Source organism: Caulobacter sp. HMWF025 (assembly GCF_003060965.1).
Taxonomy (GTDB): domain Bacteria; phylum Pseudomonadota; class Alphaproteobacteria; order Caulobacterales; family Caulobacteraceae; genus Caulobacter.
This window is the reverse complement of the sequence record NZ_QAII01000161.1, coordinates 44,554-66,844: the sequence shown is the minus strand read 5'-3', so window position 1 is coordinate 66,844 and position 22,291 is coordinate 44,554. Positions and strand designations below refer to the sequence as shown.

Sequence of the window (22,291 nt, the reverse complement as noted above, 5' to 3'; positions counted from 1 at the left end):
ACCGCCCGGTTGCACCGGGGGCCGAATAAACATGCCGGCCGGCTACATCGCCTTGTGCTTGGCGATGGTCGCCTCATCGAGCCGCAAAAAGCGCGCGGCATTGTTGTAGAGGATGTCGCGCTTCTGCTGGGTGGTAAGGAACGGAGCCTCTTCGATCACGGCGATGGAGCGCTCGATGGTCTCGGGCCAGACCATCTGATCGGAACCGAACATGATCCGCTCGCCAAAGCCCGCGTCCACCAGGGCCTGGAGGTAGCGATAGAAGGCCGGACGCGACTGGGTGTAAACGATCACGCCTGTGTCCAGATAGACCTGCGGGTGGGCATAGAGCAGGGCCAGGGTGTCATCCAGCATCGGGAAGCCCGCGTGCATGACATTGATCCGCAGCTTGGGATGCTTGACCAGCACGTCCTCCAGCAGGAGCGGGCTGCTCAGCCGGGCCCGGTATCCGCTTCCCGGCATATAGGCCATGCCGGGCGGGCCCGGGCCGACGTGCAGCGACACCGGCAGGTCGAGGGCCTCGGCTGCGCTCCACAGATTGTCCAGGCTGGGATCGTTGGGCGCGATCCCCTCGTACTGGAAGCCCAGTTCGCCGATAACCTTGAGCTGGCCGGCCTTCTTGGCCTCGCCGAACTCGCTGAGCAGAACCTTGGGCTTGGCCAGGTCACTGTTGCTGGGGATCAGGCTGGGCAGGACCCGGTCCGGCTCAAGCGCCTGCCAGGCCAGCACGCGTTTGTAGGAGCCACTGACCACACCGATGATGTTGCGCTTGCGGAGGATCGCCAGGGTCTTGTCGCGGATCTCGTCGTCGCTGGTCGGCGACCAGATCGGGTCAGTACATTTGGGCTGCTTGAACATCGCCATCAGGCCGCTGGTCCAGGGCTGGCTCTGGTCCCAGGTCGGCATCGGCGCGATCGGCGTGCACATGGCCAGGGGCGGCGGGCCCTGGTCGTCCGCAGCCAGAGCATGCAGGTGCATGTCGATAATCGGATCGGCTGCGGCGGCCGGCGTGATGGTCAGCAGCGACAGCATCGCCGCGATCAGAAGCGAATTGGAGCGCATGGCGTACCTGATTCTGAAACGCCCGGGGGGTTCGTAAAAGAACGGCGTTCGACATCGCCAATCAACCGCAAGCGACGGGGGCTGTAAATGCCCGACAGGCGCGAAATTCCCGGCCGGGACCCGACCTCTCCGCAGGTCTGGCACGACAGGGCCGGGACGAATGCCGCTTGATCTTGCCCCGCGCGCCGCGGCATGGGATCAATCAAACAACTGTTTACAGAAACGCACTCGGGAGAACGCCATGAAGAAAGTCGCCTATGCGGACATCGCCGGCCTGGTCGGAGAGGAACTGGGCGTGTCGGACTGGGTTGAGATCAGCCAGGACCGGGTCAACCAGTTCGCGGAAGCCACCGGAGATCACCAGTGGATCCATATCGACGTCGAGCGCGCGACCCGCGAGATCGGTGGCCCGATCGCCCACGGCTACCTCACCCTGTCGCTGATCCCGATGCTCGGCGCGGGCATCCTGCAGGTCACCGGCGTAACGCGCGGCATCAACTATGGCTGCGACAAGGTCCGCTTCACCGGCATGGTGCGCGTGGGCAAGAAGGTGCGGATGCGCCAGAAGCTGCTCAGCGTCGAGCCCAAGGCCGGCGGGCTGCAAATGAAGAACGAATGCACCATCGAGATCGAGGGCGAAGAGCGTCCGGCCTGCGTGGCCGAGACCATCTCGATCATCTACGGCAGCTAGGAGCCCGTCTCCGACACGCCAGACCACTGGCGTCCTCAAAAGAAAGCGGCCGCAGGCTTTTGCCTGCGGCCGTCTTCATATCTGGAGAGGCCGAAACGATCAGCGCTTGATCGCGTCGCCGATCTTGTCCTGGGCCTGACCGACCTTGTTCTGCAGGTCGCCCTTGGCCTTCTGGATCAGGCCCTCGGCCTCGAGACGCTCATTGCCCGTGGCCTTGCCGACGGCTTCCTTGGCAGCGCCCATACCCTTGTCGATAGCGCCTTCGATGCGGTTCGTGCTCATGGCTCGCTCCTTGCGACGTTCGTGAAACTCACGGGAGAGAACGGGTCGGCTCTTCCGATGGTTCCCTGCGCCGAACGCGGATCATGAGCACAGCCGGCCCTGCTCGCTGCGACCCGGCAGTCCAGCCGTAATGCCCTGCTCGGTCCGGGAGCGTCGCCGCACCTGGCCGGGCCCAGGGCATTAATGAATTTGACCCCCGCCCCCGCGCCCCGCAAGCTGCCGTCATGAGGCGTCGGCCGACCGCGACCAAATGGGAAAATCCGTCATGAACCGCCGCCAGATGATGACGAGCGCCACCGCGACCCTTACGTCTGCATCCAGTTTCATTCCCGGGATCGCCATGTCCGCTGCCAAGTCTTCTCCGCCTGTCCCGCCGGTCGCCCGCAAGGAGCCCAAACGCCTTGAACAGCTCGGCCGCGTGCGGGTGGACGACTATGCCTGGATGAAGGACGACAACTGGCAGAAGGTCCTGCGCGACCCGTCGCTGATCAAGGCCGACGTCAAGGAACACCTGACCGCCGAGAACGCCTATACCAAGGCCATGCTCGCCCCGACCGAGGCGCTGCAGGCGGCGATGTTCGAGGAGATGAAGGGCCGCATCAAGCAGGACGACGCTTCCGTGCCCGCGCCCGACAGGGCCTTTGAGTACTACACGCGCTTCGAGACCGGGGCGCAGCATCCAATCCATGCGCGCAAGGCCAGAGCTCTGCTTGAAACCCTTGCCGGCAAAGACCCCATTCCCGGCGGTCCGATGGTTGGGGTGTACAAGGCCTTTGGTCCCGAGGAAGTCCTCCTCGACGAAGAGGCCGAGTCCAAGGGCAAGGCCTTCTACCAGGTCGGCGGGGCTGGCCATTCGCCGGATCACGCCCTCTATGCCTTCGCCGTCGATGAGCAGGGCTCGGAAGTTTACCGCATCCTCGTCAAGGACCTGGCCACCGGCAAGGTGCTGGACAGCCCGGTCGAGAGCAGCACCGGCGACTTCTGTTTCTCACCCGACAGCCAGTGGCTGTTCTGGACTTTCCGCGATGACAACGGCCGCCCTGCCAGGATCTATCGCCGTCCGGCCCGCGGGACGGCCAAGGACGACGTGCTGATCTATGACGAGCCCGACGAAGGCTTCTTCATCGGCGTCGGCGTGGTCTCGTCGGAAAAGTTCATTGTCATCAGCTGCGGCAACCAGGAGACCAGCGAGAACCTGCTGATCCCGGCCGGCGCCCCCACCGCCAAGCCGGTGATCGTCGAGCCGCGCCAGGTCGGCCTGCGCTACGAGATCGATCACTGGAACGATCACTTCGTGATCCGCACCAATGCCGACGGTGCCGTCGACTGGAAGCTGGTGACGGCTCCGGAAGCCACACCCGGCAAGGCGCACTGGAAGGACTGGGTGGCCCATAAGCCGGGCACGCTGATCGTCGGCATGATCGCCTTCAGCAACCACTTCGCGCGGCTGGAAAAGGTCGACGCCGTCAACCGCATCGTCATCACGGCCAAGGGCGGCGAAGAGCATGTCGTCGGCTTCGACGAGGCGGCCTATGCCCTGAGTCTCGAGGGCGGCTACGAGTACGACACCACCACCGTCCGCTTCGTCTATAACTCGATGACCACGCCCCGGCAGTGGTTTGACTACGACATGGCCAGCCGCCAGCGGACCCTGCGCAAGACGCAGGAAATCCCCTCCGGCCACGATCCGGCCAAGTATGAGACCCGCCGCCTGAACGCCCGAGCCAGCGACGGCACCGAGGTACCGATCTTCGTCCTGATGAAGAAGGGCACGAAACTGGACGGCTCGGCCCCGCTGCTGCTTTATGGCTATGGCAGCTACGGCATCTCGATGGAGGCCAGCTTCTCGATCCGCAATTTCAGCCTGGTCGATCGGGGCTGGATCTGGGCTACGGCCTGCCCGCGCGGCGGCTCGGAAAAGGGCTGGAGCTGGTTCCTCGACGGCAAGAAGTTCAAGAAGAAGAACACCTTCACCGACTTCATCGCCTGCGCCGAACATCTGCATGGGGCCGGCTACGGCAAGCCCGCCAACACGGTCGCCTATGGCGGCTCGGCCGGCGGCCTGCTGATGGGGGGCATCACCAATATGCGACCTGACCTCTTCGCCGGGATCATCGCCGCCGTGCCGTTCGTGGATGTGGTCAACACCATGAGCGACACCACGCTGCCCCTGACGCCTCCTGAGTGGCCGGAGTGGGGCAATCCGCTGGAGGATGCAGAGGCCTACGACTACATCGCCAGCTACAGCCCCTATGACAATGTCGGTGCCAGGCCGTATCCCGCCGTCCTGGCCACCGGAGGCCTGTCAGATCCGCGGGTCACCTACTGGGAACCCGAGAAGTGGGTGGCCAAACTCCGCCCGGCGACCACCAGCGGCAAGCCTGTGCTACTGAAGATCAACATGGACGCCGGCCACGGCGGGGCTTCGGGGCGGTTCGATTTCCTCAAGGAGATCGCGCTGGACTATGCCTTCGCCGTCTGGGCCGTCGAGCGAGGCTGGGAGCATCGGGCGTGATCACCGTCCGCCCCTCGACCGAGGCTGACCTGCCGGCCATCACCGCCATTTATGGCTGGAACGTCCTGAACGGCCTCGGCACCTTCGAGGAGGATCCCCCCGCGATGGAGGAGATGAGGCGTCGCCGTGCCTCCTTCCTGGAGCGTGGCCTGCCCTATCTCGTCGCCGAGGCTGAAGGCATCGTGCTGGGCTACGCCTATGCCGGACCGTTCCGCCTACGGGCCGCTTATCGCTACACCGTCGAGGACAGCGTCTATGTCTCGCCGGACGCCGTCGGCAAGGGCGTCGGCAAGGCCTTGCTGTCGCGCCTGATCGTCGAATGTGAAGCCCTGGGCCTGCGTCAGATGTGCGCCGTGATCGGAGACAGCGGCAACGCCGCCTCGATCAGCCTGCACGCCGCGATGGGCTTTGAGATGAAGGGCACCTTCCCCGACATGGGCCATAAGTTCGGCCGCTGGGTAGACCTGGTCTGGATGCAGCGTGCGCTCAATGGCGGCGGGAGCCACCCCCCCGATTCGCCGGGCCTCTCGCTCAGCGGCGTCTGAACCTCGCAGAATCAAAAAGGGCCGGCGGAGAACCGCCGGCCCTTTTCAATGAGGCAAAGGAAACGATCAGGCCTTGCGCGCGCGCGGAGCCTTGGCCGGGCTCTTGGCCTTGCGGCCGCCCTGGCCGAGGCCAAGGGCCTTCGCCATGGCCGAGCGGGCTTCGCTATAGGCCGGAGCTGTCGTCGGATAGTCGTTCGGCAGGCCCCACTTGGCCTTGTACTCGGCCACGGTCATGCCGTGCGTGGTCAGGTGACGCTTCAGCGTCTTGTACGGCTTGCCGTCTTCGAAGCTGATCAGGGCGTCGGGGGTGATGCTCTTGCGAATCTGGGCCGGCGTAGCCTTCGTAACCGTCTCGACGACGGGGGCTTCCGGTGACCCAATACCTGCGAGCGCGTCGTGCGTGGCGCGAATGAGCGCAGGAAGATCGGATACCGGCGTGCTGTTATTCGCGACATAGTTAGCCACGATTTCAGCAGTCAGCTCGATGAGGGACGCCTTGTCTTCCACGATTGGCACTCCAATGAATTTCATTTGGAAATACACCCATTGTACCGAAACACAAGTAGTGACCGACCCATTTTCAGGGACTGCTTAGGATTTCACATCGGCTTTTCTGTGTGACGTAGCGTTGTCACCGCCACCGCGAGGCTGAATCGCGAATAAGGCGAGCCAATTTTCAGCTCGATATCACCCAGCACAAGAGGCTGCGGCGAATCGCCCCAGCTCAACTTTGGTTTTCTGGAACAACGTTCGTCATGCCGGTGCGTGACGCAGACACCAGAATGTGAAGTGCGCCGACCCCGGCGCGCGTCGCGGCGCGCCCGAAGGCGAATATCAATACTGTGGAGAGGAAGTGGCTGGGGAACTAGGACTCGAACCTAGAACGACGGTACCAAAAACCGCTGTGTTACCATTACACCATTCCCCAGCAGGAACGGCGAAACCCTGTAGGGCCCGGCGAGGCGGTGGAGATAGCGCAGGAGTCGGACGGATGCAACGTCGCTTTCAACTTCTTTTTCAACACGCCGAAATCACGCTTGCGAGCCTGCAACTCGGCCTCTATAAGCCGCCCTCCAAGTCGGAGTGTGGCTCAGTCTGGTAGAGCACTGCGTTCGGGACGCAGGGGTCGCAGGTTCAAATCCTGCCACTCCGACCATCATTTCCCGCATTTATCCTTTCAAAGCTTGAGCGCCCTGCCGGGCACCGCGTTTCTGCGGGCTGGGGGCCACGAATCTTTGCGCGGGAGCCCGCCTTGCCCCTGCGTTGCGCGCTGTTCATTTGACCGCAGCGCCACACCCGCTAGCTTGTCGGCCTACTCCTGACGGGATTTCCGATGAAGCAGTTCTTCCTGACCGTGGCCGGCGTGTTCGTTGGCCTGCTGTTGTTTCTGGTCGGCATCCCCTTCCTGCTCATCGTTATTGCGGCGGGTGCGTCCCAACCCGCCCCCCTTCCGGCCCATTCGGTGCTGTCTCTCGACCTGCGCGGCGGGCTGACGGACCAGGAACCCCGAAACCCCTTCGCGGCGATCAGTGGCGGTGGCGGATCCGGTTCGGTGATGTCGGTGATCGAGACCCTGCGGCGCGCGGAAAGCGACGACAAGATCAAGGCCCTGTTCGTTCGCCTGCCGGAAGGCGGCATGGCCCCGGCGGCGGCCGATGAGCTCCGACTGGCCTTCAAGCATTTCAGATCCGTTGGGAAAAAGCCGATCTACGCCCACAGCCAGGGGCTCTATCCCTCGGGCATGGTGACCTCGACCTACAAGCTGGGCGCTTCGGCCAGCGAATTCTGGATGCAGCCGGACAGCAGCTTCCAGGTCGTCGGCATTGCCAGTGAAGAGATGTTCTTCAAGCGCTTCTTCGACAAGTACGGCGTCAAGGCCGAGTACGAGCAGCGTTACGAGTACAAGAACGCGGTCAATCCCTACCTCTACAACGACTACACCCCGGCCCACCGCGAGTCGGCCCTGTCCTGGATGGGGTCGGTCTACCAGACCGCCATCAACCACGCGGCCGCCGATCGCAAGGTGGACCCGGCCCGGCTGGTCAAGGTGCTCGAGGCCGGTCCGTACAGCGCCCAGGAAGCCCGAGCCCAGGGCCTGATCGACCGCGTCGGTCAGGTGCAGGAGACGCGTGACATTGCGCTTTCCCGCGCGGGCAAGGGCGCAAAGCTGATCGATTTCAGCGACTACGCATCACGATCAAAGGCGGCTGCAGGAAACAAGTCGGGTCCGACCATCGCCGTCATCGGGGCCGAAGGTCCGATCATGACCGGCACTGGGGGCAATGCTTCCCCCTTCTCGGGCGACTCCACCGTCTATTCCGATGATGTGGCCAAGGCCCTCTACGACGCCGCCGCCGACAAGGACGTAAAGGCGATCGTTTTCCGCGTCTCTTCGCCCGGCGGATCCGACACCGCGTCCGAACAGATCCTGGCCGGCGTGAAGGCCGCCAAGGCCGCCGGCAAGCCGGTCGTCGTCAGCATGGGCACCTATGCCGCCTCGGGCGGCTACTGGATCAGCAGCCAGGCCTCGGCCATCGTCGCAGAGCCCAGCACCCTGACCGGCTCGATCGGCGTCTATGGCGGCAAGTTCGCTCTCGGTGAGGCGCTGTCCCGCTTTGGCGTGGATACACGCCAGGTGCATGTCGGCGGCGACTATGCCGGGGCGTTCGGCACCGGCGAGGGCTTCACCCCCGACCAGCGCGCCAAGTTCTCGAGCTGGATGGACCGGATCTATGCCGGCTTCGTGACCCGCGTCGCCGAGGGCCGCAAGCTGCCCGAGGCCCGTGTTCGCGAAATCGCCAAGGGCCGCGTCTGGACCGGCGAACAGGCCTTGAAGCTGGGCCTCGTCGACGAACTCGGCGGGTTCTACCAGGCAGTGGACAAGGCCAAGGCCCTGGCGAACATCAAGGGCGATGTGAAGCTGAAGACCATGAACGGATCACCCTCCCCGTTCGAGGCCCTGGAGCGCGCGCTCGGGGTCTCCTCGACCTCGGTCCGGACCCTTGCGGCCTCAGCCTGGCTTCTGGGCGATCCGCGCTCGCAGGCGATTATGGACCAGCTCGCCACCGCCCGCCTGCGCGCCGCCCCCAGCGGGGCCAGCGTCCTGGCCGATACCCCGGTTCAGTAGGGGCCATCCAGAGGCCTGCAGGCCTCATAGAGGTCGCCAGAATAAGGGCCGCCCGGCTTGGCTGGGCGGCCCTTATTGTTTCTGCCTGACATGGCCTGGGCCGGACGGCCTTTGCCGTCGCTCTCGCGGCAAGCCAGGGATGGTGGCTCTTCCTCACAGAGCTTTCGGCCTTAAGGGGCCATCAGACCGCAAACGGTCGCCGACCGCTTCTGAAGCCTGCAGATGCCCCGCGCCCGAGCGCCTGAAGGCAGACAGCGGCGGGACTGAAGGGTGATGGGCAACTGGCGGGATAAGGGCCTCAGGAGCCCAGCATCTGGTCCGCAGGGGCATCGTCAGACGGCAGGCTGACAGACGCCCAAAGAAAAACGGCGGGCTCATGAGAGCCCGCCGCCAATTCCGATCCGAAAGGATCAGGCCTTAGAACGACCAGTCGAAGCCGAAGCGAACCGAGCGAGGAGCCTGGTAAGCCGTGACCTTCTTGAAGTCCGGATTGATAGCACCACCGGTCTTTTCGCCGAACTCGTCCTTCTCGATGCCCGACTCCAGGTTGAACACGTTGAAGATGTCGGCACGAAGGACCAGACCACCCTCTTCCTTGTCCATATAGGGCAGGGACGGGATGAACTTCGACGGCACGGTGTAACGGGCCGAGATGTCGAAGCGGGTGACCCACTCGCCCTCGAACACCGAGCCGCGGTTGGCGATCTTGCCGCCGCAGAAGCGGGCCGCAGCGCCGTACGAGGCGTTGGCCGTCTCGTAGTCCTGCTCAAGGAAGCCGTTGTTCGGGTCGAAGTTTTCCGGAGCGTTACCGATGCAGCCGTACTTGCGCGGCGAGATCACCGACAGGTTCGAACCGAACAGCAGGTTCTCGGTCACAGCGTACGAACCGAACAGCTTCAGCTGGTGGCCACGGTGGTTCGGCAGCAGGCCGTATGTGCCGGGGATGAAGGCCAGGTGGTCGAAGTCGACGGTGATGCCGGCATCGGTCTGACCGTTGTCCGAACGCGAAGCGCCTTCGAAGTTACCCTTGGATTCCGAGATCGTATACGACCCCTGCAGACCCCACTTGCCGTCGAAGGCACGCTCGAAGCTGAACTCGAGGCCCAGATATTCGCGCTTGGCCTTCGGGAACTGCAGTTGCTGGGCGGTAACCGTGATCGTGCGGATCTGGGTTTCGCCCGGCAGCGGATCGCTGAGCACCATCTTCACATCGCTACCCGGATTGATGATCAGGTATTGATGTTCGCCCGACCACACGTCGGCGCAGCCGGTGCCACCGGCATTGGTCTTGGCGTAGCCGTTGGCGGCGCACCAGTTCTGGATGCCGACGTCGAGCAGGGCGTCTTCGCTGATCCGGCCGAGGTTGCGGTAGGTCAGGTTGACGCCGCCCTTCCACAGGTCGTTGAAGCGGTGCTCGAAGCCCAGGATGTATTCGTCCTGATAGGTGGACTGCAGGTTCTTGGCCGCGACAGCGTCGGGGTTGGGCGACACGCCGTTGTTACGAACCTGGCACGAGAACGCGCCGACAGCGGCAGCGCTACCGACGGTCGCCGGGCAGGCCACGAGGCTGCCACCGGCAACCTGTGCACCGAAGCCGGCCGTCGGGAGACCCGTCGTCGTGTTCAGAGCACCGAAGGTGGTTGCACCACCGGCCGGCAGCCAGAACTCGGACACGTCAATGGCCGGGCTGGCGGCGCGGAAGGCGGTGTTCGAAGCCACCGGCAGGTACGTACGGCCGAACGAGCCGTAGAACTTGTCGTTGCGATCGCCGAACACGTCGAAGGTGAAGCCGCCCCGCAGGCCGATTTCGTTGTCGAACGACGAGAACACCTGACCGTTCGGATCGGCGACCTGGAACTGGTCCTTGCGAACGCCGAGGCTCAGGGTCAGGCGGTCGTTCAGGTCCCAGGCGTCCTGGATGTAGTAGGCCTTGTTCTTGCCGGCGAAACCACCGCCGGTCTGGAACTTGCGGCCTTCGATGTATTCCTGACCGGCAGCCACGGCCCCGCCCAGAGCACCGGAAGCGCCCGCACGACGGTAGGTGTAGTTGCGGCCACCGTTACGGCGCGTGAACTGCGTCAGGAGGGTGTTTTCCTGGTCGTAGCCGAAGCGGACGTGGTGCGAGCCCAGCAGGTTGAAGTACACGTCGGCGTCGGCGCGGTAGAATTCACGCTCGGCGATCGACGGGAAGGTGCCGGCAGCCGTACGCTGCAGCGCGCGGTCGACGGTCGGGGTGACGCGGGTATCCTGAACGCGGGCGATACCCGACAGGTTACCGACGGCGGCGTTGTCGACTTCGCTGCGACCATAGGCGGCCGAAACGGTCAGCCAGTCGGTGAACGTGCCGGTGTAGCGCGCGACGTAGTTTTCGCCACCCTGATACAGGCTCTCGGCGCTGGCGCGGGTCGGGCTGATGACATCCGTCGCAGGATTGAACGTGAACTGGTCACGCTTGCGCTTGCGGCTGGTGTCGAAATAGGTCAGCTCGACGTGGTGCTTGTCGGTGATGTAGCCGTCCAGCTTGAAGGCATAGAACGGATCAGCGGTCCGGTCTTCGACGTAGGTGCCGCCGGTGGTCGCGGTGGTCGTTTCCAGGTTCGAGAAGCTGGCCAGACCGTAGAAGAACAGGCGATCCTTGATGATCGGGCCGCCGGCTTCAACGATGAAGCTCTTGTCAGTCCGGCTCGTCAGCGAGTTCTGGGTGATGGTGGTGTTCGGCGACTGCTCACGCAGGCTGTCCGGCTCATAGTTGCCGTGCAGGGCGAAGGTGAAGTCGTTCGAACCCGACTTGGTGACCGCGTTGATCACGGCACCGGTGCCGCGACCGAATTCGGCAGGGTAGCCGCCGGTCTTCACTTCAACCGACTTGTAGAACTCGAAGGGCACCAGGGTGGCGCCGATGCCGTTCACGAAGTTGGTGATGTTCAGGCCGTTGACGAAGAACACGTTCTCGCCGATCGACGCACCGCCGACGGCGGCTTGCGACTGACCCTGGCTGACGAAGGTGCCGACAGTGTCGCCGGGGACGGCCGACGGAGCCAGCAGCGTCAGGGCGGTCACGTTGCGCGCGATCGGAACCTGCTTGGTCAGGGTCTCGACGTCGATGCTCAGACCGGTCGTGGTGCCGGCGAAGTCGAGCTGCGGGTTGGCCTTGCCGGTGACGATGATTTCGGAGACTTCGACGCCTTCGGCAGCGATGGTGAAGCCGTAGTTCGAGGCCGAACCGACGCCGACCTTCACGTTACCATCGCTGGCCGGCACGAAGCCCGCCTTGCTGATGGCAACCGAGTAGCCGCCCGACGGGATCAGGGCGATGCGGAACTGACCGTCTTCGCCGGTCAGAACGTCGCGCTCAAAGCCCTGGGCCAGCGACTTCACCTTCACGGCGGCACCGGCAACCGGGGCACCGTTGGTGTCGGTCACGGTACCGACCAGGGTACCGCTCGAATAGTCCTGGGCGCTGGCGAGCGTCGGGACTGCGGTGGCGACCAGCGTCACGGCCATCGGCGCGGCGACCGAGGCCAGACCAGCCAGCAGCGTCGACGTCAGCAGGCGCGCGCGAGCACCGCTCTTTTTGGAATTCATATTCATCATTTCCCCTCAGACACGAGGCAGCATTCAGGTCGGACGGATCCCCTCAAGAAACTTTTGTCCGGCCCGCACGGCATCCCGCGCAACTGCATCGTGAGATCACTGGTGTCCCGGGAACATTTCCCCGGTTACGGCACGTTAGGAGCGCGGCGCGTTAAGGGTCAATTGGCATTACAGGCCGGTAACCCACAACCACAACCCCTGTCGCATAATCGCAACACAGCCATCAGTTTTGCTTCGCGATTGCAGCGTGGCCCTTTAAAAGCTTCACCTTAGCACCAGAAGCAATCTAGCAACCGACTGTTTTAAAAGCATTTTTTCTCAGATTTCGGCATTTCGAAGGCTGAATGAGGCGTTCAAACGCCTGCCCGGAACTCCAGGGCAAAAAACTTGACAATTCAGCGAAGCATTGTTGCAACCGTTCGGGTTTGGTAAAATCCATCCCCAATTTCACCTTTTATGCGACAGTATCGTTCAAAGAACGCCACAATTTAAGGCATTTCTCTGCCCAAACTGCCCGTTGCAACAAGAGGCGCGACCTCGGATGATGGGTAGCGAGATCGTGCGATCGCGATCCATTAATGAATGGCAGCCTGTCCCATGAGCGAGTTCCGCCGCGTCACCGACACCCTCACTGTAAGCCCGCAGATCACGGAAGCCGACCTTGCCCGAGCGGCGGCCGAGGGATTCGTTCTGGTGATCAACAACCGCCCCGATGGTGAAGATCCGGATCAACCCTCCGCGGCGGCCCTGGGGGCTGCGGCGCACGCAAACGGCTTGGGCTATCTGCATATCCCGGTCCGGGGTGGACCGACTGCAGAGCAGGTTGAGGCGGTTCGGGAGGCCATTGAGTCGGCTGACGGTCCGGTCCTGGCCTTCTGCCGTTCAGGCACCCGCTCGATCGTGACCTGGTCGCTGGGGCAGGCCCTCTCCGGTCAGGCGGACCGCGAAACCCTGTTGGCCCAGGGCGCAGCGGCCGGCTACGATCTGTCCGGCGTGCTGCCGCGTTAGGAGGCCTAGTGGCTGACGCGCGCCGCCATCGGTGAGGGTTCAGCTTCGCAGCTTGCCAGAACGAACTGTGCCATAACGAGACACAGGATAGCGAAGGCCGCGCGCTGAAGCCGTTTTGACACAAAAATCGCCGCGTCCGCCGTCATGGCTCGTCCTCCAGAAGGTTACTGAAGACTTAACCGCAAGACAGGCGCCGGAAAGCACGATGATCCCCTTTGTTCGCGAGATTGCTTTCGAATACGGCCGTTGCGACACGGTCTCGCCCCTGATCCGCAGGGTCATCGCGCGCAATCCCGGTCCGTTCACCTTCACGGGAACGGGGACCTATATCGTGGGCCGGGGCACGGTTGCGGTGATCGATCCAGGGCCGGACCTTCCCGAGCATCTGGAGGCGCTGCTGGCGGCGCTTGAGGGCGAAACCGTCAGCCATATCCTGGTCACCCACCACCATCTGGATCATTCCCCCCTCGCCCGTCCCCTGGCCGAGGCAACCGGTGCCGTCATCCTGGGCCGGGCCGCGCCGGCCGAGGCGACCGCTTCAGGCAGCGCAGCGACCGGGCACGGACTGGAAGAAGGCGCAGACGGCCGCTTCCGACCAGACATCGAGTTGACCGACGGCCAGAAGGTCTCCGGTCCCGGCTGGACCCTGGCGGCCCTGACGACCCCCGGCCACACCTCCAACCACGTCTGTTTCGCCCTGCCGGAAGAAAACGCCCTGTTCTGTGGCGACCATATCATGGGCTGGTCGACTACGGTGATCACGCCGCCGGATGGCGATATGGGCGACTACTTCGCCAGCCTGGCCAAGGTGAAGGCCCGGAGCTTCGACACCCTCTGGCCGACTCATGGCGCGCCGATCCGCGACGTCGAACCCTTCATCGATGCCTATGTGGCCCATCGCCGGGCCCGGGAGGCACAGATCCTGGACGCCCTTGCGACGGGCCACACCCGGATCCGACCCATGGTCGCAGACCTGTACGCGGCCGTTGATCCGCGACTGCACCCCGCAGCCGCCCACTCCGTCCTGGCCCACATGCTGCATCTCGTCGCCGAGGGACGTGTGAAAGCCGACGGACCTGCAGGCCTTGAGACAGACTACCGTCTCGCCTGACTCTACTTTGCGATCACCGCCATCAGCGACCGGATCCGGGCACAGTTGCGTCCCAGGTCTGGTCCAGGATCACGGCCGATCGACCGCATGTCGATCCGGGCACCGGCCGTGTCAGGCCGCACACGCACCACGAGATCATCAATCAGTCCGTACCAGAAGCTCCTGCCCGTCGCCTCGAGGCGGCCGTCCATGGGGTCGTCCGTCGTCAGGGTCAGCCCCTTGGAGAGCAGCGCGGTCTTGGCCGCCTCATAGGCGTCCGAAGGCGAACGTTCCAGGACCAGCGGCCTTGCCGCCGAACAGGTCTCGGCGTTGACATCCGCCACCCGTCGCCCGGCGAAGGCTGCCGAGCCGACGGGCAGGCTGGGATCATCCTCGACGGCCTGGGCCGAGCCCCCCCGCGCGGCCAGAGCCGCGTCAGTGAAGGTCAGGGGCCGCTTCCAGTCCGTTGCCACATCATGAATGGGCGGTGCCATGCCACCGACGGCCTGGGCCGCCAGCATGACGGCAATGGTCCCGACGGTGATGACCAGGGCCAGCAGAGCCCGCTTCCAGAGGGTCGAAAAGCCGGCGATGAGGGCGACGATCAGGCCGGTCACACCGGTGGCGACCCCCAGAAAGGCCACCTTGGGGGCCCAGTCCTGGGTTATGGCCCCAAAGCCGAGAGGGGTGCCTATCCAGCCGAACTTGACCCCGACGGCGCCTGCCGCCACCAGCAGGGCCGGAGCGATCGCCACAATGAGCGCAAAGTCCAGATAGAGCCCGGCCCAGCCCGGCCCGGCCTTGGCCCGTGCCGGTCTGCGTGGGACAACCGGCATCGCAAACGGCAGATCAGCCGCGGCAAGACCACCCGGGGCAGCCATGAAGGCCACTTCCGGCGTAGGGTCCAGAGCGCCCGGCTCGGCCTCCACATCTAGCGGCGCAAAGGGGAAGTCCGCCGGCGCGTGGAGACGCAAGGGCGGATCACCATCGATCTCCACCGCAGGCACGACCGGTCGCGGCGGCTCGGAGAGCGCACTTTCAAGGGTGGCGACATCCGCCGGGTCAAACGCCATGGGCGCAGGCTCGACGTCGCCGGCGGCGTCTGCGTCCGCCTCTGCCTCATCGTCATCCGCCTTGGCAACGGTATCAGACTCCGACGCTTCGGCCGTCTCTGGGGTGGCGATGGCCACAACGGCGGATTCGGCATCGCCCTCGGGAGCGATCAGGGCCGGGACGGTGGCCGATTCGACCGTCCCGGCCTCAGGCTCCCCCGAGGCCGAGTCCTCCCCCGGAACTTCAGAGACCAGGTCTGGCGGTGTTTCCGCCGGCTCCGGCGCGTAGATCCGGGCCGACTGGGACCCGTCAGCCGCCGCGAGCGTGGCCGCTGCTGCGGCACCCGCCGCCACGGCACCGGGCAGGACATAGTCCTTGAGGCCCTGACGGATCAGTTTCTTGTCGATCTTGCCCGTCGCCCCGAGGGGGATGTCGTCAACAAACAGGACGTCGTCCGGCATCCACCACTTGGCGATCTTGCCCTGAAGGTATTCCAGGAACTCCTCGCGGCTGGAGGTCTCGCCCGGCTTGAGCTTGACCAGCAGGATCGGCCGCTCGTCCCACTTCGGGTGGGGCACGCCGATCACCGCCGCCAGGGCCGCCTTCGGATGGCCCGCTGCGATGTTCTCAATCTCGATGGTGCTGATCCACTCGCCGCCGGACTTGACGACGTCCTTGGCCCGGTCGGTGATCTGCATGAAGCCGTGGTGATCGATGGTTGCCACATCACCGGTGTCGAAGAAGCCTTCGTCATCGAGGATCTTGCCGCCCGCGCCGCGGAAGTACTCACCCGCAATGGTCGGGCCCTTGATCTTCAGATTGCCGAAGCTCTTGCCGTCATGCGGCAGGCGCGCGCCACCGTCGTCGGTGATCTTGAGCTCGACGCCCATCGGCGGGCGACCCTGCTTCAGCCGCCAGGGCATCTGCTGCTCGTAGGGCAGTCGCGCCAGCTCGTCGGTCATCACCGACAGGGTGCCGACGGGCGAGGTTTCGGTCATGCCCCAGGCGTGCACGACCTCGACGTCATAGTCCTCCTGGAAGGCGCGGATGATGTGCTCGGGGCAGGCCGCGCCGCCGATGACGACCTTGCGCAGGACGGGCAGCTTCGCGCCCGTCTCCCGCAGGTGCTGCAGAAGCATCTGCCAGACGGTCGGGACGGCGGCCGAGAAGGTGACGCCTTCGCTATCAAGCAGTTCGTAGATCGACGCGCCATCCATCTTGGCCCCGGGCATCACGATCTTGGCCCCGGTCGCCGGAGCCGAAAAGGTGATCCCCCACGCATTGGCGTGGAACATCGGCACGACCGGCAGGATCACGTCGCGCTGCGACATGCCCATGACGTCCGGCTGCAGGGTGATGAAGGTGTGCAGGACGTTGGAGCGGTGCGAGTACAGAACACCCTTGGGATCGCCCGTCGTGCCCGAGGTGTAGCAAAGGCCCGCAGCGGTGCCCTCGTCGAAGCCCCCCCAGGCGCAGTCGGCGGTCTGGCCGTCAACCAGGCTTTCATAGCAGTGGACGCCCTTGAAGTTCGGCGCTTCGGAGGCCGGCGCGAAGGCCGGCATGTTCGCACCGTCGGTAAAGACGACCACGTGCTCGATGCTCGGCACCCGGGGCAGAATAGCCGCGACAATCGGCAGGAAGGTCAGGTCCGTGAACAGCACCCGGTCGCCGGCATGGTCGGCGATCCAGGCGATCTGCTCCGGAAAAAGGCGCGGGTTCAGGGTGTGGCAGACCGCACCGATGCCCATGATGCCGTACCACGCCTCCATGTGGCGACCGGTGTTCCAGGCCAGGGTCGCGACCCGGTCGCCCGGCTTGACCCCCAGCGACAGTAGCGCGTTGGAGACTCGCTTGGCCCGGTCACGCAGGGCGGAATAGGTGGTCCGGACGATCGGTCCTTCGACGGACCGGCTGACGATCTCACGGTGACCATGCCACTGGGCGGCGTGGTCGAGGATCTTGTCGACCGTCAGGGCCCCGTGCTGCATCAGACCTTGCATAGAACCGGCTCTCCCAAAGGCTTGTCTTTTGTTAAGGGAAGGCTACCGGGCAGTGCGTCGGTACGCAACGCGGCGCGCGCAAAGCGCGAAACCGAAAAAGCCCTGACGATGCGAACCGGGCAGGAGTCCCTAGCCCATGGCCTCGGCCAGGGCACGGGCCTCGTCCTCGAACGCGCTGACCGTATCCACACGCCGCCAGTCAATCTGGCCGGTGTCCCGCGTCAGCTGGGTTTCCAGAACCGCGACATCGGCATCGGACGCATCATTAACCCGGGCCGCCACCCGCGCGCGCAGCACCTCGGGCGGAGCCTCCAGCCAGACCCCCTGGAAGGCGACATCGGCGCTGCCGGCCAGGGCCTGGGCCCGGGCCCTTTCCTCGGGCTTCAGGAAAACAGCATCCAGCACGACCGAGCGCCCGGCCTTCAGGGCCAGGGCCGCATCGCCGAACAGCTGGTCATAGACCCGCGCGCTCATCTCGGGCGTATAGGCCTCGCGCGGCAGGCGATGCAGAGCCGGTACGCCCCACAGCCGCTTGCGGATCTCGTCGGTCCGCAGGACTACCGCCCCCGGTGCCGAGCCCAGCCCAGGTGCGCAGACCCGAGCAAAGGTGGATTTGCCCGACCCGGACAGGCCGCCGGTCGCCACGAGGCTTACGGGGCGGGGGGCGAGGTGTTCGAGGGCCGTGGCCAGATAGGCCCGCGCCGCCTCGTCATCGCCGGTGTAGGCCCACACATGGGTCCGCACGGCCGCGCGGACGGACAGCATCAGCGGCAGGGCCGCCAGACCCGTCCAGAGTCCGGCTCCGAAGTGACGCGAGGCCTCATCCAGATAGGCGTTCAGGACCCGGCCGGCGGCATCGCGTCGACGGCGGAAGTCCAGATCCATCAGCAGGAAGGCCAGATCATACTGAATGTCGATGTCCGACAGGGTGTCGTTGAACTCGATGCAGTCGAAGAGGATCGGTTTGTGGTCCTCGATCAGGATGTTGCCGAGGTGCAGGTCGCCATGGCAGTGGCGGGCAAAGCCCTCTTCAGCCCTGGCATCCAGCAGGGGGCCGAGACGCTCCAGGGCCAGATCCGTTTCCGCCACCAGCCGCTCGACGGCCAGAGCGCCCAGACGTGGCGCCAGACCCCGCAGAAGGTTGGCATTCGAGCGGATCGTATAGCCCAGCGCATGGACGCCGCCGCCCTTGGGGCGCGGTGACGCACCGGCATGAAAACGGGCTACGGTCCGCCCCAGGGCATCCTCGAGCGCATCGTCGATCGCCCAGGGCTGGGTCGCCAGAACGCCCTGCTCGTCGAACCGGCGCATCTCAAGCAGAAACTCGACGGTCTCGCCCGAACCGTCGAGCTCGAGCTCACCGGCAGGCGACCGGGTCAGACGTCGCACAGCCCGATAGATATCCGGGGCGGCGGCACGGTTGAACACCAGCTCACGCTCCAGGGCCCATCGCCGCAGTTCCAGGGTCGAATAGTCCAGGAAGCCGAAGTCGACCGGGCGCTTCACCTTGAAGGCTGCGTCACCGATCAGAAAAACCCGGGCGCAGGAGGTCTCGATATGGTGCTCGGCCCGCGCCTTGAACCAGGCGGCGACTTCCTGTTCGCGCGCGGCTTCGATATCCTTGTTCACGCCCAAAATCCTGTCGCTTCACTCTGATAAGCTGGCATCGGCGTCCCATAACCGAATCTCGCGTCGCCGTCCTCGCCTGTGGCTTGCGCCCCATACAGACACTCGACTAACTTGTAGGCGAGTGAAGCACAGAGTTCTGCACATGCTAATGGGCGCCGGCCTTACGAGAGCCGAACACAAGCGAAGCGAAATCTTGCTGGCGGCGCGTGCCCTCTTTCTGCGCGAAGGCTATCGGGATGCCGGAATGGAGATCGTGGCCCGGGCGGCCAGCGTCTCGACCGCCACCCTTTACGCCTACTTCCCCAGCAAGGCCGACCTCTTCAAGGTCGTGATCGTCGAAACCATCAACGACATCACCGTCCCGGTCCGCGCCAGCCTCCAGATCGAAGGCGACGCCCGGACGCGCCTCGTGGCCTTCACCCGGGCCTATGCGACCTTCTTCTGCGAGCCCATGACCCGGTCCATCTTCCGTCTCGTGACGGCCGAGCGTCGCCGCTTTGAAGAGGTCGCCGAGTTTTTCCTGCAAAGCGCCCGCGAGCAGCTCGGCAGCGTCGCGATCACGGTTCTCACGGACCTCGTGGCCACCGGCGAGATCGTGGTCGAAAAGCCGTCCTGGGCCGCCGGCCAGCTGATGGGCATGATCGACCACGTCACCCTGGTCCTGGGCCTCTCGGCCGGCGACCACGCCCAGCCCAAGCGGCCGCTCGACGACATCGCCGACGATGCGGTCGAGACCTTCCTGGCGCGGTACGGCGTGAAGGCCTAGCGGCCCTTACGGAAACAGCCGCAGCGTGCTCCAGCCTTCGCCGTCGCGCTGATAGACCAGCCGCTCGTGCAGGCGGAACGGACGGTCGCGCCAGAATTCGATGACCTGCGGGATGACGCGGTAGCCTGACCAGTGCGGCGGGCGTGGAACCTTGCCGAGGCCAAATTTCAGGCCCATCTCGGCCACCCGCTTTTCCAGGGCGAGACGGTCCGGCAAAGGCCGCGACTGGTCGCTGGCCCAGGCCCCCAGCTGGCTGTGACGGGCGCGGCTGGCGAAATAGGCATCGGCATCGGCTTCGCTGACCGGCTCGACTGCCCCACGGATCCGCACCTGGCGGCGCAGCGACTTCCAGTGAAACAGCATCGCGGCCTTGGGGTGAGCGTTGAGCTCCACGCCCTTGGCGCTCTGGGTGTTGGTGTAGAAGACAAAGCCCCGCTGATCGAAATCCTTCAGCAGCACCATGCGCGAGTCCGGCAGGCCGTCGGCATCCACCGTCGAGACCGCGACCGCATTCGGATCATTCAGCTCCTTTTTGCCGGCCTCGGCCAGCCATTCACCGAACAGGGCGAACGGATCATGTTCGGGCAGGAGCGGCAGAGGCGCAGCCTCGGTCACCTGTCGGACATATTCGTCGTCGCTGGGCGAGGCGGGGATCAGGGGAGCTTCGGTCATGCTCGGGATATAGGCCTGACTGCCGTGCGGCGCCACCGGCGGTAAAGTCTTAACTTAACGCCTCGTTGACCAAGTCCCGGCAGGTTCGGCGGGATGTCTGCGCGTAACCCCTCGTCCCTGACCCTTGCCGCCGCCCGCGCCTTGCTGGGCGTGGCCCCGGGTGCGGATGAACGGGAGTTGAGGTCGGCCTATCGCGAGGCCGCCAAGCGGGCCCATCCCGACCGGCCCGGCGGCGATGCGGCCCTGTTTCGCGATGTGCTGGCGGCCTATCGCCTGCTTCAGGACCAGCCTGCGGCCCCGCAGATCCATTTTCCGCCGGCCTGCACAGCGACCGCACAGCCTGCCCCCCATGCCAGTCTGGAGATCGACGTCGCCACTGCCGTCAGCGGCGGCGAGATGGATCTGGCCATCGACGGACGCCGACTGCGCCTGACCCTGCCTCCGGGCCTGCGGGTTGATGACAAGGTCCGGGTCGACGGCGTGACCTTTCTCGTCCGGCACAAGTGCGACAAGGACACCCTGATCCGGGGCGACGATCTCTGGCTGACCGGTCGGGTCGACAGCCGTGTCCTGGCCGAAGGCGGCCGCATCGAGGTCGAGACAGCCCTGGGGCCGCGCCTGGCCTGGATCTCGACCAAGGCTGCCTCGCGCGGACTGGTTCGCCTGCCCGGCCAGGGTCTGCCCGCTCGTGGGCCGCATGCTGCCGGCGATCTGTTCCTGCGCCTGGAGGCCGTAAGTTCGGGCGTCGAGAGCGCGGCCCGATCCCTGCTGAAGCGCTTTGCCGCTGCTTGGGCGGCCTGACACCGCAAGAATTTCGATCGCGCACGACAAAATCTCGCCCTGGCTCTTGAATTTAAATCGTACGCGATTAAATCGCTCGGCATAGTCTTTCGCAAGGAGCGACCCATGAGCACTCTGTATGAAACCCGCGCCACCGTCGTCGGCGGCCGTGAAGGCCACGTCCGCAGCGAGGACGGCCTCCTGGACGTCCAGCTGGCCATGCCCAAGGCCCTCGGCGGCAAGGAAAACGGCACCAACCCCGAGCAGCTGTTCGCCGCCGGCTATGCGGCCTGCTTCCAGAGCGCCATGGGCTTCGTGGCCCGCCAGCAGAAGATCGCGCTGAGCGGTTCGCAGGTGACCGGCGTCGTCGGCCTGCTGCCGATCGAGGTCGGCTTCAAGCTGGAAGTCGCACTGGAGGTCGAAACCGAAGGCCTTTCCCAAGCCGATGCAGAAGCCCTGGTTGCGACGGCGCACAAGGTCTGCCCCTATTCGAACGCCACCCGCGGCAATATCGATGTCGCCATCACCGTAAAGGCCAAATGAGCCCGACCAGAACGACGTCTGAAACTGCTCCGGTCGAGGCCCTGCGCCTCGACCGCCAGCTCTGCTTTGCGCTGTATGGCGCGGCCAATCGCATGCAGCGGCTCTACCGCCCCCTGCTGGACGCTCTGGGCCTGACCTATCCGCAATATCTGGCCATGCTGGCCCTTTGGGAACAGAGCCCGCGTTCAGTCGGAGCCCTGGGCGAGGCGCTGGATCTCGACTCCAGCACCCTGACCCCGCTGCTCAAACGCCTGGAAGCCGCCGGGCTGGTGTCGCGAACACGCGATCCACAGGACGAACGGCGGGTGATCGTGACCCTGACCGACGCCGGCGCAGCCCTGCGCGACCGGGCCCTGACGGTCCCGGAACAGATCTTCTGCCAGGTCGGCCTGCCCCTCGACGAGCTGACCGCCCTTCGCGACAAACTCAAGACCGTCGCGAGCTAGAGCCCGGGAATGCGCCCGGGCAAAAAGACCGCTCACACCTGAGCCCGGCGCTGCGGCCTAGTCGACCGGCAGTTCAAAGGGTGTCGCAGGCAACCGGTTGGCTCCGTAGAGATTGAGGATCGGGCTTTCGGCCCATCCGAACCTGACCCTCGTTGCCACTGTGCCGGCCGCAAGCCCGATGCGGACATCGTTGCCGTCAACCACGGCTTCGACAAAGCGGCAGCCGGCCGGATCGCACAGCTCGAACCCGGACGGACGGGACGCGCCGAAGACCACCAGCGGCTGGTCAAACCGGACCAGGATCGAATCGCCCTCCCGTCGCGCCGAGAGGGGTGCCGGGCCCGCCGCATTCAGGCCGGTCTCGCCATAGGCCAGCTTGCGGGCCAGCAGGGCCAGACGCGCCCCGACCTGCTGCTTGTTGGTGGGATGGATGTCGTAGATGTCGCCCAGGTCGACGGCCGAGGCCATCCCGACCCGCGGATCGGCGG

Annotated in this window: 17 protein-coding genes, 2 tRNA genes and 2 pseudogenes; 11 read left to right on the top strand and 10 right to left on the bottom strand. The window is 65.1% G+C overall.

Annotation, left to right across the window (positions count from 1 at the left end; all coding sequences use genetic code 11):
- Positions 1–42: 42 nt before the first annotated feature.
- Positions 43–1,062 carry an amidohydrolase family protein gene (locus tag DBR10_RS17525; protein ID WP_108505179.1) on the bottom strand — a complete coding sequence of 340 codons (1,020 nt, stop codon included), beginning with the start codon at positions 1,060–1,062 and terminating at the stop codon, positions 43–45.
- Between the two features lie 241 nt (positions 1,063–1,303).
- Here DBR10_RS17525 and DBR10_RS17520 point away from each other — a divergent pair, with 241 nt between their 5' ends.
- Positions 1,304–1,753: a MaoC family dehydratase gene (locus tag DBR10_RS17520; protein WP_108505178.1), complete on the top strand. Its 450-nt coding sequence runs from the start codon at positions 1,304–1,306 to the stop codon at positions 1,751–1,753.
- A gap of 100 nt (positions 1,754–1,853) precedes the next feature.
- On the opposite strand, the pseudogene DBR10_RS17515 reads toward DBR10_RS17520, so the two are convergent.
- Positions 1,854–2,035, bottom strand: a pseudogene (locus DBR10_RS17515) (CsbD family protein); the annotation flags it as partial.
- 265 nt (positions 2,036–2,300) lie between these two features.
- On the opposite strand from DBR10_RS17515, the gene DBR10_RS17510 reads away from it, so the two are divergent.
- Together DBR10_RS17510 and DBR10_RS17505 are read left to right on the top strand one after the other, a co-directional pair.
- On the top strand, positions 2,301–4,550 hold the full coding sequence (locus tag DBR10_RS17510) for a S9 family peptidase (RefSeq protein ID WP_108505176.1): 2,250 nt from the start codon (positions 2,301–2,303) through the stop codon (positions 4,548–4,550).
- Positions 4,547–5,095: a GNAT family N-acetyltransferase gene (locus tag DBR10_RS17505; protein ID WP_199223550.1), complete on the top strand. Its 549-nt coding sequence runs from the start codon at positions 4,547–4,549 to the stop codon at positions 5,093–5,095. Before DBR10_RS17510 ends, DBR10_RS17505 begins: the two co-directional genes overlap by 4 nt.
- A 66-nt stretch (positions 5,096–5,161) precedes the next feature.
- On the opposite strand, the gene DBR10_RS17500 is transcribed toward DBR10_RS17505, so the two are convergent.
- Together DBR10_RS17500 and DBR10_RS17495 are read right to left on the bottom strand one after the other, a co-directional pair.
- Positions 5,162–5,602, bottom strand: a complete 441-nt coding sequence (locus tag DBR10_RS17500) for a MucR family transcriptional regulator (protein WP_108505175.1) — start codon at positions 5,600–5,602, stop codon at positions 5,162–5,164.
- 347 nt (positions 5,603–5,949) lie between these two features.
- Positions 5,950–6,023: transfer RNA gene (locus DBR10_RS17495), tRNA-Gln, on the bottom strand.
- Positions 6,024–6,174: 151 nt separating this feature from the next.
- On the opposite strand from DBR10_RS17495, the gene DBR10_RS17490 reads away from it, so the two are divergent.
- Positions 6,175–6,251 (top strand) — tRNA-Pro (locus DBR10_RS17490).
- A gap of 177 nt (positions 6,252–6,428) precedes the next feature.
- Positions 6,429–8,222: a signal peptide peptidase SppA gene (gene sppA / locus DBR10_RS17485; protein WP_108556539.1), complete on the top strand. Its 1,794-nt coding sequence runs from the start codon at positions 6,429–6,431 to the stop codon at positions 8,220–8,222.
- 417 nt (positions 8,223–8,639) lie between these two features.
- Here the strand turns inward: sppA and DBR10_RS17480 are convergent, their stop codons facing one another.
- On the bottom strand, positions 8,640–11,807 hold the full coding sequence (locus DBR10_RS17480) for a TonB-dependent receptor (protein ID WP_108504577.1): 3,168 nt from the start codon (positions 11,805–11,807) through the stop codon (positions 8,640–8,642).
- A 606-nt stretch (positions 11,808–12,413) separates the two neighbouring features.
- On the opposite strand from DBR10_RS17480, the gene DBR10_RS17475 reads away from it, so the two are divergent.
- The gene (locus DBR10_RS17475; RefSeq protein ID WP_108489040.1) at positions 12,414–12,824 is read left to right on the top strand and encodes a TIGR01244 family sulfur transferase; all 411 of its coding nucleotides are present in this window, start codon (positions 12,414–12,416) and stop codon (positions 12,822–12,824) included.
- A gap of 5 nt (positions 12,825–12,829) precedes the next feature.
- Here DBR10_RS17475 and DBR10_RS17470 read toward each other — a convergent pair whose 3' ends face one another.
- On the bottom strand, positions 12,830–12,970 hold the full coding sequence (locus DBR10_RS17470; protein ID WP_108489041.1) for a hypothetical protein: 141 nt from the start codon (positions 12,968–12,970) through the stop codon (positions 12,830–12,832).
- A 59-nt stretch (positions 12,971–13,029) separates the two neighbouring features.
- Between DBR10_RS17470 and DBR10_RS17465 the strand changes: the two genes are divergently transcribed.
- Positions 13,030–13,935: an MBL fold metallo-hydrolase gene (locus tag DBR10_RS17465; RefSeq protein WP_108504578.1), complete on the top strand. Its 906-nt coding sequence runs from the start codon at positions 13,030–13,032 to the stop codon at positions 13,933–13,935.
- 2 nt (positions 13,936–13,937) lie between these two features.
- Here the strand turns inward: DBR10_RS17465 and DBR10_RS17460 are convergent, their stop codons facing one another.
- Both DBR10_RS17460 and DBR10_RS17455 read right to left on the bottom strand, forming a co-directional pair.
- Positions 13,938–16,967 carry a long-chain-fatty-acid--CoA ligase gene (locus DBR10_RS17460; protein ID WP_108504579.1) on the bottom strand — a complete coding sequence of 1,010 codons (3,030 nt, stop codon included), beginning with the start codon at positions 16,965–16,967 and terminating at the stop codon, positions 13,938–13,940.
- Positions 16,968–17,096: 129 nt separating this feature from the next.
- Positions 17,097–18,596: a bifunctional aminoglycoside phosphotransferase/ATP-binding protein gene (locus DBR10_RS17455; protein WP_108504580.1), complete on the bottom strand. Its 1,500-nt coding sequence runs from the start codon at positions 18,594–18,596 to the stop codon at positions 17,097–17,099.
- Positions 18,597–18,789: 193 nt separating this feature from the next.
- Between DBR10_RS17455 and DBR10_RS17450 the strand changes: the two genes are divergently transcribed.
- On the top strand, positions 18,790–19,362 hold the full coding sequence (locus DBR10_RS17450) for a TetR/AcrR family transcriptional regulator (protein WP_233243472.1): 573 nt from the start codon (positions 18,790–18,792) through the stop codon (positions 19,360–19,362).
- Between the two features lie 6 nt (positions 19,363–19,368).
- On the opposite strand, the gene pdxH is transcribed toward DBR10_RS17450, so the two are convergent.
- Positions 19,369–20,034, bottom strand: a complete 666-nt coding sequence (gene pdxH, locus DBR10_RS17445; RefSeq protein ID WP_108504588.1) for a pyridoxamine 5'-phosphate oxidase — start codon at positions 20,032–20,034, stop codon at positions 19,369–19,371.
- Positions 20,035–20,127: 93 nt separating this feature from the next.
- On the opposite strand from pdxH, the gene DBR10_RS17440 reads away from it, so the two are divergent.
- The 3 genes from DBR10_RS17440 to DBR10_RS17430 all read left to right on the top strand — a co-directional run bounded on the left by DBR10_RS17440 (position 20,128) and on the right by DBR10_RS17430 (position 21,803).
- On the top strand, positions 20,128–20,835 hold the full coding sequence (locus tag DBR10_RS17440; protein WP_108504582.1) for a DnaJ domain-containing protein: 708 nt from the start codon (positions 20,128–20,130) through the stop codon (positions 20,833–20,835).
- Between the two features lie 105 nt (positions 20,836–20,940).
- Positions 20,941–21,357 carry an organic hydroperoxide resistance protein gene (locus DBR10_RS17435; RefSeq protein WP_108556538.1) on the top strand — a complete coding sequence of 139 codons (417 nt, stop codon included), beginning with the start codon at positions 20,941–20,943 and terminating at the stop codon, positions 21,355–21,357.
- Positions 21,354–21,803 (top strand): MarR family winged helix-turn-helix transcriptional regulator, encoded by a 450-nt coding sequence (locus tag DBR10_RS17430; RefSeq protein WP_108504583.1) that lies wholly within the window; start codon positions 21,354–21,356, stop codon positions 21,801–21,803. Before DBR10_RS17435 ends, DBR10_RS17430 begins: the two co-directional genes overlap by 4 nt.
- 57 nt (positions 21,804–21,860) lie before the next feature.
- Here DBR10_RS17430 and DBR10_RS20310 read toward each other — a convergent pair.
- A pseudogene (locus tag DBR10_RS20310) lies at positions 21,861–22,291 on the bottom strand (sialate O-acetylesterase); the annotation flags it as partial.

What these genes read in the sequence shown, in the direction of transcription:
- DBR10_RS17430 (WP_108504583.1), top strand. Translation starts at nt 21,354, where the DNA reads ATGAGCCCGACCAGAACGACGTCTGAAACTGCTCCGGTCGAGGCCCTG.
- DBR10_RS17525 (WP_108505179.1), bottom strand. Translation starts at nt 1,062, where the DNA reads ATGCGCTCCAATTCGCTTCTGATCGCGGCGATGCTGTCGCTGCTGACC.
- DBR10_RS17510 (WP_108505176.1), top strand. Translation starts at nt 2,301, where the DNA reads ATGAACCGCCGCCAGATGATGACGAGCGCCACCGCGACCCTTACGTCT.
- DBR10_RS17475 (WP_108489040.1), top strand. Translation starts at nt 12,414, where the DNA reads ATGAGCGAGTTCCGCCGCGTCACCGACACCCTCACTGTAAGCCCGCAG.
- DBR10_RS17465 (WP_108504578.1), top strand. Translation starts at nt 13,030, where the DNA reads ATGATCCCCTTTGTTCGCGAGATTGCTTTCGAATACGGCCGTTGCGAC.
- DBR10_RS17435 (WP_108556538.1), top strand. Translation starts at nt 20,941, where the DNA reads ATGAGCACTCTGTATGAAACCCGCGCCACCGTCGTCGGCGGCCGTGAA.
- DBR10_RS17480 (WP_108504577.1), bottom strand. Translation starts at nt 11,807, where the DNA reads ATGAATTCCAAAAAGAGCGGTGCTCGCGCGCGCCTGCTGACGTCGACG.
- DBR10_RS17520 (WP_108505178.1), top strand. Translation starts at nt 1,304, where the DNA reads ATGAAGAAAGTCGCCTATGCGGACATCGCCGGCCTGGTCGGAGAGGAA.
- pdxH (WP_108504588.1), bottom strand. Translation starts at nt 20,034, where the DNA reads ATGACCGAAGCTCCCCTGATCCCCGCCTCGCCCAGCGACGACGAATAT.
- DBR10_RS17470 (WP_108489041.1), bottom strand. Translation starts at nt 12,970, where the DNA reads ATGACGGCGGACGCGGCGATTTTTGTGTCAAAACGGCTTCAGCGCGCG.
- DBR10_RS17440 (WP_108504582.1), top strand. Translation starts at nt 20,128, where the DNA reads ATGTCTGCGCGTAACCCCTCGTCCCTGACCCTTGCCGCCGCCCGCGCC.
- sppA (WP_108556539.1), top strand. Translation starts at nt 6,429, where the DNA reads ATGAAGCAGTTCTTCCTGACCGTGGCCGGCGTGTTCGTTGGCCTGCTG.
- DBR10_RS17460 (WP_108504579.1), bottom strand. Translation starts at nt 16,967, where the DNA reads ATGCAAGGTCTGATGCAGCACGGGGCCCTGACGGTCGACAAGATCCTC.